We start from the raw sequence: 12555 nt of genomic DNA on the forward strand, positions 1-12555 counted from the left end.
AGTGGCCCCGGGGGAACCCGCCCGGGGCAAGGTTATTCTTCGGCCGGCAGCGCGGGCGCGTCCCCCGTGCGACCCGCAGGCCCCGCTGCGGTTCCGGTATCGGCGCCGTGCGGGAGGTCATCGAAGTGGTGCAGCCCCTTCATCCGGGAGCGCATCTCGATGGTAATGTCGCGCAGGTCCTGCTCGCCGCGCAGCACCCGGGGGGTAATGAAGACCAGCAGCTCGGTGCGGTTGGCTGCTATGGAGGTGCGCCCGAACAGGTTGCCGATGATCGGAATGCTGTGCAGGAAGGGCAGGCCCAGCTTGCCGCTGCTCTGGTTGTCGCGGATCAAGCCCCCCAGGACCACCGACTCGCCGGAGCGGATTGCCACCCGGCTGCTGACATTCCGCTCCAGGAAGCTGCGCTGGTCGGTCGCGGTATCCACCGGGCCGACATCGGTCACCGACTGCTGGATATCCATGGTCACCAGGCCACCGGCGTTCACCGAGGGCGTCACCTCCAGCTTGACCCCGGTATCCACGTACTGGATCGAGGTGGTCGAGGTGCCGCCATCGGTAATGGTCTGTGCCGATCGCACCGGTTGCTGGTCGCCCACGTGAATGGCGGCGGTGTGGTTATCCAGCACCATGACCGATGGCGCGGAAAGAACGTTGACCAGTGTCTTCTCCGCCAGCGCATTGATCACGCCGCGAATCGTGCCAGCCTGGTTGGCAATGGTATAGGAGAAGCCCGGCACCCGGCCGCCGAGATTCGAACTGTCCCCCAGCGCGAGCAGGGCATTGCCCGTACGCCCATCACCGAGGCTGTTCTGCAGAAACCACTCCACCCCGTACTCGAGGTCGTCGGACAGGGTCACTTCCAGGATACTGGCCTCAATCAACACCTGGTTGGCAATCACATCGAGTTGCCGCAGGGCCGACTCCACCTTGAGGTACTCGCGCCGGGGCGCGTAGACCAGCAGGGCGTTGTTGTACTCATCGGCGACGATGCGCACATTGTCCCCCAGATCAAAACTGCCGCCCGTGGGGGTACTGCCGCCGGTGTCGGGAGCCTTGAAGTTGCCCGAGCCGCCGCCACCGCCCGAGCCGCTGCCGATGCTCATGGAGTCCAGGCCGGGCGCCACGCCGCTATCGCTGCCGCTGCGCTTGCCGCCGCCCCCGCCACTACCGAAAATGCTGCCGAGCATCCCGGCCAGGTGCGTGGCGGAACCATTCTGGACATTGAACACATACAGGGACGGTTCGCCATCGGCATCCTGGGACTGATCCAGGCGGTCGATCCAGGTCCGGATCTGGTCGATATAGTGGGCGCGTGGGGTGACCACCAGAATGCTGTTCAGGCGCTCCAGCGGCATCACCCGCACCACCTGCGTCAGGTTACCGGCGCCGCCATCGGCGCCATCACCGCCCAGCAGGTGGGCCAGTGCCGCATTGATGTCTTCCACGGTACTGTGCTTGAGCGGGAATATGCCCACCGACATGCCCTGCAGCTGGTCGACATCAAAGGTGGCGACGATGTCCAGCCAGCCCTCAATCTGGTTGCGTGTACCCGCCAGGACCAGCAGGTTGCGGGTGTTGTCGACCCGGACAAAGGCGGAGTCCGGCGCTACCGGCGCCAGGATCTCGGCCATGCCCGTGGCACTGATGTAACTGAGCGGCACAATGACGTTGCGAAAGCCGGCGCCAGCAGAATCCGTGCTGCCAAAGGCCGGCATCAGGCTCGGCAGGTTGTTCGAGCCACTGACAAAGTAGCGATCGTTGGGGTCGCGCACCATGGTGATGCCATTGGCCTGCAGCAGCGACTCCAGAATCGCCAGCAGCTGGTCCCTGGGTACCGGGGTGCGGGTACGCAGGGTGATCTCGCCCTTCAGCGGGTGCTCAATCACATAGTCCAGCCCGAGAATGTCACCCAGCATGGAGTGCACGACCTCGGTGACAGGCGCCTGCTCGAAATTCAGGCTGACTGCCTCGCCATCCAGGCGCACGGGCGGACGCGCTGGCGGAATCCGGATTACACGGTCATTGCCCTCATAGACCACGGCTTCCGGCTCTGCTTCGGCCAGCTCGTTGGCTGCCACCGGGGGGGCCGGCGCGGCCGGGGCGGCCACTCCTGCGGTTGAGGACCCGCGTATTGGCTGGTTTGTCTGCGGGGCCATCGTGTTGCAGGCCGTCAAACCCGACAACAGCAGCATGACCGGCAATAACTGTTTGTTCATTTTTCGACCGCCTTGATGATTCATTCTCGGGAGTCAGCCGCTGCGGCTGCCTCCTGCGTTCGCCCGGCGGAGGCACGCTCAGGCTTCACCGCCGCATGTTCCAGCGGCAGGGTGCGCTCGACAGAGGCGTCATCAGTGTCCACAAACTTTGCCCCTGCAGCTGAAAGTTCCTGCAATGTCCACTGCTGCAACTCTTCCCCAACCATGAGGCGTTGCCTCTGGCCGGCGACATTGATGATCACGCCGGCGCGGTCGCCGGCGGCAAATACGCCCAACAGGCGGACCTTGTCGAGGACATCCGGCCCCAGCACCGGCTCCGGTGCCTCCACGGGAACGGCATCAGGCTCCGGCCGCCGGGTGTTCCAGAACAGCGGCCGCCGCAGCATTTCACCGGCGTCCTCCGACAGGGGCGGAGACGGCAATTCTATCGACACCGCGGTCAGCGTGGAAGGCGCCGGGGGAATCGCCGCTGGCGGCTGCCTGACCATCACCAGAATGACGCCCAGCAGGACAAGCAGGGTGACAACGAGGAGCACCAGGCCCGTCAGCAGCAACAGCTGACGCAGAAGCCCGGAGCGCATGGCAGGTGGCAACACCATCATTGCAGTTTCAACACGCTGACACGCAGTGACACGGCAACGTTCTGTGCCGTCGGCTGGCGCCGGTTCAGGGCCGGGGTCACTTCAACGCTGCGCACCAGGATCAGCGGCCGCGCCTCCCGCAGGCCCAGCAGTACCTGCTCCACATCCTCCATGGTGCCGCTGGCGGTCACATCAATGCGGATTTCCTGAAACCCCTCGTGCCCCGTGGGTCCCAGCACCTGGCTGCCGGTCACCCCCAGTCCCGCCGCCTCGGCCAGGCGACGAACCTGCTGCTGGGCGTTGGCACCCGTGGACGCCAGGTCCATGGACGCGGGAAAGGCCAGGGCTTGCAGACGCTGGCCAATGTGCTCGCTACTCTCGCGCAGGATCTCGACACTGTCGGCGAAACCGAGCAGGCGCGCAATACGCGGTTCCGCATACTGCAGGCGCTGGCTGCCATCGGCGTACCAGGACAGCATCCTGCCCGCCGCCAGCAACAGCAACACAACTAAAAAGGCCAGCAGAACGCCAGCAACAAACCTCGCGTGCGCGGGCAGTGCGGTCACCGTGTGGAGGATTCTGTTCATCAGTCCGGGTTCGCTTCGGCAACACGCAGCTGCAGTGTAAACTGTTCAAGGTTGGTGCGGCTGTGGCGCCGGATACCGCCGGGCGCGCTGACCTCGGCGTAAAACGGGTCCTCGGTCAGGGTCTGCAGGAAGCGGGCGGCATTGACCGCCCAGCCACGGATGCGAATTTGCTGGCCCTCGATGATCAGCTGCTCGAAATAGACACTGTCGGGTGTCTGCGCAGCGAGGCGATCCAGCAGGGAATGGCTGTCGAGCTGATCATCAATCAAGCCCTGCACCGCGCGGGCGCGCTCATTGTCCAGCGCCAGCTGCTCCCGCAGTTGCACGGCCTCGACCGCATTGCGCTCCGCCACGGCCAGGTGATGCTCCATGTTGTCGGCCTGCATGCTGCGAACCAGCCCGGGCACGGCGAGCAGGGCAAACAACAGCAACAGCAGCATGGCCAGCAGGCCACCCAGCAACGCCAGACGCTGGCGATAGTTGCTTGCCCGCCGGCGCTCGCCAAAACCCTGCAGAACCACCGGGCGCCGGTCTTCGTCCAGGCACCAGACTTCCGGCAGCCGCTCTTTGCTGTCCGCAGTCACACCCTGGGCGTGCAGGCAGGCCATCACCTCGCTATAGGCGGTGATCGCCAGGGTGATGTGCAGTTTTCCCCCCGTGCGCCGGCGCAGTGCCCAGCCGTAGCAGGTGTCATCAAGGGCAAAGGGACTGCTCGCCTGCACTTCCAGCATGACGGCATTCGCGAGCTCCGCCTCCACCGCCGCCGGCAATTCGATCTGCCGCAGGAGTACCAGTTCCGCGGGCAATAGACGGGCATCAAACACGAAGTCCGGTGCCTGCGCGGCAGCCATCGGCTCCTCGGCGACAAAATACTCGGGGCCGGAATCACCTGCCGCACGCAGTGCTACCGGCGCTTCCAGGCGCTGCCGAATACCGGCGGCGCGCCCCCAGAGCAGTTCGTGCCAACCCGCTCGCCAGGCCTGTATCCAGGGGTCGAGGTCGAGGCCAAACAGGGACCAGCGTTGGGAATCGGCTTGCATTCTGCTCTACTGACTCGTGGCAACAGGGACAGTGGTTGTTTCCACCGGGAATACCCGGGTGAAGCGCCAGGGCGCAACGCCACTGCGTCCACCCATGTCCACCCAGATGCGCTGCCGCAGCAGCCTGCCCTCTGTTATCCGCACATCGATCTCCAAGGAATACACGCTGCTGCCGCCACTGCCCATGAACTCCTGATTGAAGCCCGCGGGCAGTACCAGCTCCACCGGCGAGTCATCCTGACGCCGATCCAGGACAAAATCAACCAGCGCAGAGTCGCCCTGGGCCAGGGCCTGCAGCACTGCCGCCTGTGCCGCCAGCGGGTCCACCCCCGGGCCGCCTGCGGCGTCGGCATGCACCGCGTGACGGACGCGATCATACACGCTGCGGGTCATTCCGGGAACTCGCAGCAGGTCTTCCACCACCATGAACGGAGCCGGTGCTTCACTTGCATCTGGATCATCGCGGTTTTGATCCAGCCCCGGCTGCACGCTCCGCCGTTCCACTACACGCTGGGCAAGCGCCTCTGCGTCAGCCGCGGCGAGACCGCCCGCGTACTGGAACAGAATCTGCAACAGTCCCGCGGGCGCCTGGTTGAGACCGACAAACCCCGCGATTGGCAGGGCGCGCACCGTGACCGCGGCGTCTCCCAGTCGATACTGACGGGTAAATACAGCGCCAGCATTGGCTCCGGCCTGCGCCTGCGCGCTGCGCATGTCCCGCAAGGCCAGATGGGCCGCGCCGGTGGCCGCGGCCTCGGCCCGGGCCTGGTCCAGCTGCAGGCCGGTGGCCCTGACATCACCCAGCGACAGCGACACCACACCCGCCACCAGCAGGGACAAACCGGCCAGCATCCACAGCAGGAAGGCCAGGGCCACGCCCCGCTGGCCACGCGCCGCCAAGGTATTCATCGCCGGCCGCATGGCTAGAACGCTGCCTGAAACAGATCGGGGGCAACGACCAGGTCAGGCCAGTAACGCTCGCGCACCCGCAGTTGCAACTTGACCACTTGCGGCACCAGCGCCTCCTGTTCGTCCCATTGCTCAAGCCATGGTTCCTGCGCCTTGCCCCGGAATGCCACGTTAAACTCGCTGACGTCGTCCAGCAGCGGGTGGGCCTTCGCCACCGCCCAGTCCGGCGACTCCAGTGCGGGATGGTACGGCACAAACTGTATTTTCAGGGTCTCGCCCTCCAGAAACAGGCGCTTGTACTGCAGGCCCGCAACCCCCTCCACGCCCTGCAGTGGCGCGATCCAGCTCAACTCGTCCCGGCCGCCGAGAATATAGCCACCGGGCCGGGTCTGCGTCCGTACCGGCACCGCCTGGCGCAAGCTGTTGCGCAAAAACTGGCTCACCAGGCGCATCTCATCCAGACGCTGGGTCGTCGCCTCCACCCGCGCATGGGTATCTCCCAGGGTGCGCACGGCGGTGAGGGTCGCCAGCACCAGCAGCGACATCACGGTCAGCGCCACCACCACTTCAACCAGGGTAAACCCGCGCTGCTCACGCACCGTCGGGGGCCTCGGGAACCGCCGTGACCAGCACAACCTGCCGGGTCCTGGGGCCATCGCTCCACTCTATCGTAGCCGTCAACTGATGCAGCGGAATCTGTGCGGCGCCCTCCTCGCCGGGCAACAGGGTACTGGCGAGACGCCAGCGGTAATCCTCGATGTCGCCGCCGGCGCTGACTCCGGACGCCGCCAGCACACTGTGCTCGGCCAGCAGGGACTGGGCCAGGAGCACCGCATAGCTGTAGCGCTCGTCTATGCGCACATTGCGTGTGGCGCCGGCCGCAGCCTGATACAGCATCCCCAGCGACAGCGACAGGATCACCATCGCCACGATCATTTCAATCAGTGAGAAGCCTTTTTGGGCGCGGCGGCAGACCCTGCTCATGAAGATCCCGGCTGCTCGTGAGTGACCCGCCCCAGCAGCCAATCCACCCGGATCCGCTGGCCAGCACCGTTTTCGCGAGTGACCGTGATGCTGCCACCGGTGGAAGTACCATCGGGATAGAAGCGGATGACGCCGACACCGCGTTCGGTGACCAGATCCCGGGCGACGTCCACCTGTACCGACAATGCATCCGGCAGCACCGATGCACTCTCTTCATCCAGGCCGGATTCGGCCGGCTGCACGCTGTAGCGGTGACTGTCCGGTGCCACCAGCAGATCGTGTGCCCTGCCGCTGTTGATTGCCTGGTAGCGGGCCGATGTGGCGGCACCCGTCACCCCCCGGATTGCATCCCGATACTGCATGGTGGCATACATTTTTAGCGCCATCGGCGTCGCCAGACCGGCCAGCAGCGCAGCAATGCCCAGCGCCACCATCAATTCGATCAGGGTAAAGCCCCGGCACAAGGTTGCCGCCGCCACACCCCGCCGTGGCGGTGCGGACGCCAGCAGCGGCGTCTCAGCAGTCATTCCCAATTGTTAACATCGGCATCCTCACCCGTACCGCCGGGCGCCCCGTCGGCGCCGTAGGAAACCAGGTCGTAGGCCGAGTGCTGGCCTGGCTGGCGGTAGTTGTAGCCGTTGCCCCAGGGATCCTCTGGCACGCTGGAGCCACGCAGATAGGGGCCGTTCCAGCCCTTGACGCCGCCGGGCTGGCGCACCAGGGCTTCCAGGCCCATTTCCGTGGAGGGGAAGCGCCCGACGTCCAGCTTGTACATTTCCAGCGCCTGCTCCAGGTCGCGAATCTGCACCGTGGCCGTCTTCGATTTGGCCCCGCCCAGCTGATTGAGCACCTGCGGACCGACCAGGCCGGCGAGCATGGCCAGAATGGCCAATACGACCAGCAACTCGACCAGGGTAAAGCCGCGACTGGGGCGACGCGAAATTTTTGACATTGCCTACTCCTGCAACAGCTCGTTGCCATTCATTGGTTGTTACATCGCCAGGTCGTTCACCGAGAGGATGCCCATGAGAATGGACACGATAATCACGGCGATCATCCCGCCCATGCCAAGGATCAGCAGGGGCTCCAGCACGGTCAAGCCGCGCTTGATGCCCGACTCGACATCACGTTCGTAGACGCGCGCCAGTTCCAGCATCATTTCATCCAGCCGCCCGGACTCCTCCCCCACCCGCACCATCTGGATAAGCATGGGGGTAAAGGTGCCCGGCTCGGCCAGCGCATCCGACATCCGGCGGCCCGCCTTGACCGCCGGCGGCAGGATGGCCAACGCCTCCCGGACCACGGAGTTTTCCACCGTGCTCAGGGCAATATTGATCGCCTGCAGCAGGGATACCCCGTTGCCCAGCAGGGTGCCCAGGGTGCGGGCAAAGCGCGCCAGCTCATATTTGAACAGTACCGCACCGAGCAGGGGCAGGCGCAGCATCTTGCGATCCTTCCAGCTGCTGCCCTCGGGCCTGGCCAGCCAGGCGCGGGCACTGTACCAGGCCGCAACCAGCACCAGCAGCATCAGCCAGCCCCAGGCCTTGACCGCGTCGCCCAGCGCGATCACCGCGCGGGTCAGTCCCGGCAGGCCGTCACCCATGTCGGCAAACAGCGCCTCGAACTGGGGCACCACAAAGCCCAGCATCACCGCCACCGACAGCAGCGCCACGACAGCGAGGATGGCGGGATAGATCAGCGCCGAAACGACCGTGCTGCGCACTTCCTTCGAGCGATGCAGATATTCGGCGAGACGATCAAACACCGTACCCAACTGGCCACTGGCCTCGCCGGAGCGCACCATGTTGACATAAAAATTGCCAAAGAGTTCGGAGCGCCGCTCCAGGCCGTGACTCAGGGGCTTGCCGCCCTTGACCGTTTCCAGCAAATGTCGCAGCAGGCCGGTATAACCTTCCCTGCTGCTCATGTCGATCTGCACCTTGAGGGCGCGGTCAATGGGCAGGCCCGCGCGCAACAGCACTGCCAGCTCCGACGTCAGCGCCAGCACCTCGTCGCGGCTGACCACTGCAGCTGCGTTCCGCTGCAGCCAGGAGGGCCGCGCCGCGGCTGGACGCGGCGCGGGCGCGGCTTCGCTGGCGGCGGGGGCCGATACAACGTCACCGACGACCGGCCACAGCCGGACCGGAGTCAGCCCCTGCCCGCGCAATTGCCGCAGCGCTGCCGCCTGGCTCAGTGCAACCAGGGAGCCCTGGGTGATGGCGCCGTCCTTCTGTGCGGCCTTGTAGCTGAACTGTGGCATGGCTGGCTGTTGACCCCGGTAGCTGAACGGGCGGCAAGGTGGCGTGACCGGGTCAGGAAACCTGGTCGAGCAGTTCCACTTCCTCGCTCTGGTCCTGGGTTACCCGCAACACCTCTTCAAGCGAGGTGATGCCGGCCGCAACCTTGCGCAGCCCGTCTTCATAGAGCGTAAGCATACCACGCTGGCGCGAGGCAGCGTGCAGGGTGGTGGCGTCGGCGCCCGAGAGAATGACCTTGTGCATCTCGCTGTCGAGCACAAACAGCTCGTGGATCGCGGTGCGCCCGGTATAGCCGGTAAACTTGCAGTGCTCGCAGCCCTCGCCGGAATAAATGCTGTTGTGCCCATCGGTGAGCCAGCGCCGCAGGCCGGCGCCTTCAATGGCCCGCGGGGTCAGCTCCACCTCCCGGCGACAATGGCGGCAGAGCGTGCGCACCAGGCGCTGGGCCAGTACACCATTGACCGCGGAGGTGATCAGGAAGCGTTCGATACCCATGTCCTCCAGCCGGGTGATGGCACCGGCGGCGGTGTTGGTGTGTAGCGTGGACAGTACCAGGTGGCCAGTAAGCGCGGACTGCACGGCGATCTGCGCCGTTTCGGTATCGCGCATCTCGCCGATCATGATGATATCCGGGTCCTGGCGCAGGATGGAGCGCAGGGCGCGGGCAAAAGTCAGCTCGATCTGTGGCTGGACCTGGATCTGGTTGACGCCGTTGAGCTGGTACTCGACCGGGTCTTCCACGGTGATGATCTTCAGGGCATTGGAATCCAGGGTCGACAGCGATGCATACAGCGTGGTGGTCTTGCCGGAGCCGGTCGGACCGGTCAGCAGCAGAACCCCGTGGGGACGATGCAGCAAGTCCGTGTAGCGGCGCAGCGTATCCTCGCTGAAGCCCATGCTTTCCAGGCTCAGGCGGATACTCTGGCGATCCAGCACCCGCATCACGATGCTCTCGCCATGCACGGTCGGGATGGTGGAGACTCGCAGGTCCAGCTCGTGCCCCTTGACCCGGGTCATGATGCGCCCATCCTGCGGCAGGCGCCGCTCGGCAATGTTCAGGTTGGCCAGCAGCTTGATCCGCGAGGCGATGGCCGGGGCGAGGCTGGCGGGAGGCGGATCCGGCGCCAGCTGGATGACCCCGTCCACGCGATAGCGCAGGTGCAGGCCGTCCTCGAACGGTTCCACATGTACATCGGAGGCCCCGAGGTCCAGCGCGCGGTGGATGATCTGGTTGACCAGGCGGATCACGGGGGCCTCGCTGGCCAGGTCCCGCAGGTGTTCGATAAACTCCTCATCGCCCGCGTACTGGTCGCCGGGCCCAACCTCCGCGTCGTCCTCCTGGCCCAGATAGCGCTGCAGGGCCGCGCTGATGTCGGACTCCAGACCGAGACACAGCTCCACCTGGCAACCGGTCGCGAGCTGCAGGGCCTTGCGAATAAAGGGGTCCTGGGGCAATACAGCGGCGAAACGCAGCACATCCTCTGTTCGCGCCAACGGCGCCACCTGCCGGTTGAACAGGAAATCCGTCGCCAGCCCCTTGATCTCCAGCGCCTCCTCCGGATAGTCGGCCGCGGCAACCAGCGTCAATCCAAGCTGCTCACTCAAGGCCTCGGCGACATCCAGCTCCGACACCAGGCCCAGTTGCACCAGCACCTGGCCGATGTAACCGCCCATTTCCTGCTGCGCCATGAGCGCGCGTTCGATGTCACGCAAGCTGACCTTGTTGCGGCTGACCAGCAGATCTCCGAGTTTCATAGCCATGTCCCTGCCTTCATTGCCTGACCAGAAATCCGCCCGGCGCGAAGGTGAAGCCGAACTTCGCTTCGCGGGCCTGATCGTGCTGGTAATCCTGCGGATACTTTTCCCGGTATGCCGCTACCGCCTCACAGGGACCTTCGCCCCAGCCGGGCAGTACCGGGTTGCCGTTGATGTTACCGTCCTCGACGATCAGGTAATCGCCGCTGCGGGTCACCCCGCGCAGCAGTTCCATCTCCGCCAGCACGTGCGCCTTGCGGTGATCCGAGTCGAGAATAAAGAATGCCGGCCCGGGCATCGCCTCGCGCCAGGCGAGCAGGTGGGCCGCAATACCGGGATCGATGGACGAGCAGGTCATCAGGTGAATACCCGGATCCGTGCGCGCCAGGGAGTGCACATCAACGTGGGAGATATCCACGCTGATGACGCGCAGGGCAGGGTTCAGAGCACGACCGATGACACTGAAATACAGTGCCGCACCACCAAAGCGGGTACCGAACTCAACCACCAGCGCGGGTTTCAGGGCCGTGAGGATCTCCTGATAGTTCCACATGTCGGCGACCGACTTCAGACAGGGAACACCGAGAAACTCCACGGTCTCCCACACCTCGGTATCGTAATACCAGCGGTGATAGGCATCGAACACATCACTGACAGGACTTGATGACACTGCGGGTACCCTCCAGACTGCCGCCATTCTAACAGCGCGGAGTACTGGAGAGACACCCTCGGATGGGAACCCTGTCAGCCCGGCGTTCAGGCGACTTCGAACAGCCCCGCCGCACCCATGCCACCGCCGATGCACATGGTGATGACCACGTACTTCACGCCGCGGCGCTTGCCCTCGATCAGGGCGTGGCCGACCATGCGCGCACCGCTCATGCCAAAGGGATGGCCAATAGATATAGCTCCACCATTCACGTTCAGCCTGTCGTTGTCGATACCCAGCTGGTCGCGGCAGTACAGCACCTGGCAGGCGAAAGCCTCGTTCAGCTCCCACAGACCGATGTCGTCGATTTTCAGGCCGTGGCGCTTGAGCAGTTTGGGAATGGCGAACACCGGGCCAATGCCCATCTCGTCGGGGCCGCAACCTGCCACCGCCAGGCCGCGGTAAATACCCAGTGGCTGCAGGCCCTGCTGCGCGGCCAGGGCAGCGTCCATCAACACACAGGCCGAGGCGCCATCGGACAGCTGCGAGGCGTTGCCGGCAGTAATGAAGCGGCCTTCCTGGACGAACTGGCCATCCTTGAACACCGGCTCCAGAGCCTGCAGGCCCTCAAGGGTGGTGGACGGACGGTTGCCCTCGTCCTTTTCCAGCGTCACTTCCTTGTAGGTGGTTTCCTTCGTCTCCTTGTTGAACACCGCCATGCGGCTGGCCATGGGCACGATCTCAGCGTCGAAGGCCCCGGCCTCCTGGGCCGCCGCCGTGCGCATCTGGCTCTGGTAGCTGTATTCGTCCTGGGCGTCGCGGGAGATGCCGTAGCGTTCGGCAACAATCTCCGCGGTCTCGATCATCTGGATATAGGCTTTCGGCGAGATATCCAGCACCGTCTGCGAAACGTTGCGATAGCTGTTCTTGTGCTTGGTCTGCACCAGCGAGATCGACTCCAGGCCGCCGGCTACTGCCACATCGTACTCGTTGCACATGATGGCCTTGGCGGCGGTGGCGATGGTCATCAGGCCCGAGGAGCACTGGCGGTCCATGGTCATGCCGGCGGTGCTGTCGGGCAGTCCACCCGCCACCCCGCACAGTCGCCCCAGATTGTAGGCCTGCGTCCCCTGCTGCGCGGCCGCGCCCATGATGCAATCCTCAACCATGGCGGGATCAATCCCCGCCCGCGCCACCGCGGCGCGCACCACATGACCACCCAGCGCGGGTGCCTCGGTGTCGTTGAAGGCGCCCCGGAAGGCCTTGCCGATGGGAGTTCTGGCGGTGCTGACGATGACTGCGTCTCTCATTGTTGTCTCCGATACTGGTGGCTTTCTGTGGTGGATACTTAGCCGGAGGCAGCGCCCGGTTAGACTTTGCAGAACTCGCCGTGAATACATCCATGTAGGCTCGTATCGCGCATCCATGCGCTCAACGGTTCTGCAAAGTCTAACCGGCCGCTACCTCCTCCTTAAAGTGCGACAGCGACGCTTCGCACTTCGAATCAATTAGAACCAACTGGCCAGGACCCCGAGCCAATGTAGCTACTGGCACTGAAGGCAGGAGCCAGCGGGCC

At 64.8% G+C, this 12555-nt stretch carries 13 protein-coding genes; all 13 read right to left on the reverse strand.

Annotated features, from left to right (window positions below):
- Positions 1–32 precede the first annotated feature (32 nt).
- Positions 33–2216 carry a type II secretion system secretin GspD gene (gspD, locus tag RLO07_RS18490; RefSeq protein WP_462293624.1) on the reverse strand — a complete coding sequence of 728 codons (2184 nt, stop codon included), beginning with the start codon at positions 2214–2216 and terminating at the stop codon, positions 33–35.
- Positions 2217–2236: 20 nt separating this feature from the next.
- Positions 2237–2797 carry a hypothetical protein gene (locus RLO07_RS18495; RefSeq protein WP_462293625.1) on the reverse strand — a complete coding sequence of 187 codons (561 nt, stop codon included), beginning with the start codon at positions 2795–2797 and terminating at the stop codon, positions 2237–2239.
- Positions 2798–2814: 17 nt separating this feature from the next.
- The gene (gene gspM, locus RLO07_RS18500) at positions 2815–3384 is read right to left on the reverse strand and encodes a type II secretion system protein GspM (protein ID WP_462293626.1); all 570 of its coding nucleotides are present in this window, start codon (positions 3382–3384) and stop codon (positions 2815–2817) included.
- Complete coding sequence (locus tag RLO07_RS18505; RefSeq protein WP_462293627.1) at positions 3384–4424, reverse strand: PilN domain-containing protein; 1041 nt, start codon at positions 4422–4424, stop codon at positions 3384–3386. Before RLO07_RS18505 ends, gspM begins: the two co-directional genes overlap by 1 nt.
- Positions 4425–4430: 6 nt before the next feature.
- Positions 4431–5333 carry a hypothetical protein gene (locus RLO07_RS18510; protein ID WP_462293628.1) on the reverse strand — a complete coding sequence of 301 codons (903 nt, stop codon included), beginning with the start codon at positions 5331–5333 and terminating at the stop codon, positions 4431–4433.
- A 14-nt stretch (positions 5334–5347) separates the two neighbouring features.
- Positions 5348–5932, reverse strand: a complete 585-nt coding sequence (locus RLO07_RS18515) for a prepilin-type N-terminal cleavage/methylation domain-containing protein (protein ID WP_462293629.1) — start codon at positions 5930–5932, stop codon at positions 5348–5350.
- Complete coding sequence (locus RLO07_RS18520; RefSeq protein ID WP_462293630.1) at positions 5925–6317, reverse strand: type IV pilus modification PilV family protein; 393 nt, start codon at positions 6315–6317, stop codon at positions 5925–5927. Before RLO07_RS18520 ends, RLO07_RS18515 begins: the two co-directional genes overlap by 8 nt.
- Entirely contained in the window at positions 6314–6844 is a 531-nt protein-coding gene (locus tag RLO07_RS18525) for a GspH/FimT family pseudopilin (protein ID WP_462293631.1), read from the reverse strand. Before RLO07_RS18525 ends, RLO07_RS18520 begins: the two co-directional genes overlap by 4 nt.
- Positions 6841–7269 carry a type II secretion system major pseudopilin GspG gene (gene gspG / locus RLO07_RS18530; protein WP_462293632.1) on the reverse strand — a complete coding sequence of 143 codons (429 nt, stop codon included), beginning with the start codon at positions 7267–7269 and terminating at the stop codon, positions 6841–6843. The genes RLO07_RS18525 and gspG overlap by 4 nt, the downstream gene beginning before the upstream one ends.
- 39 nt (positions 7270–7308) lie before the next feature.
- A complete protein-coding gene (locus RLO07_RS18535) occupies positions 7309–8577 on the reverse strand; it encodes a type II secretion system F family protein (protein ID WP_462293633.1) in 1269 nt (422 codons plus the stop codon).
- 52 nt (positions 8578–8629) lie between these two features.
- The gene (locus RLO07_RS18540) at positions 8630–10336 is read right to left on the reverse strand and encodes a GspE/PulE family protein (RefSeq protein ID WP_462293634.1); all 1707 of its coding nucleotides are present in this window, start codon (positions 10334–10336) and stop codon (positions 8630–8632) included.
- A 10-nt stretch (positions 10337–10346) separates the two neighbouring features.
- On the reverse strand, positions 10347–11000 hold the full coding sequence (locus RLO07_RS18545) for a CmcI family methyltransferase (RefSeq protein ID WP_462293635.1): 654 nt from the start codon (positions 10998–11000) through the stop codon (positions 10347–10349).
- An 86-nt stretch (positions 11001–11086) separates the two neighbouring features.
- Positions 11087–12289, reverse strand: a complete 1203-nt coding sequence (locus tag RLO07_RS18550) for an acetyl-CoA C-acyltransferase (protein ID WP_462293636.1) — start codon at positions 12287–12289, stop codon at positions 11087–11089.
- Between the last annotated feature and the right edge of the window lie 266 nt (positions 12290–12555).

It is taken from the genome of Haliea sp. (assembly GCF_040221975.1).
In the GTDB taxonomy this organism is placed as follows: domain Bacteria; phylum Pseudomonadota; class Gammaproteobacteria; order Pseudomonadales; family Halieaceae; genus Haliea.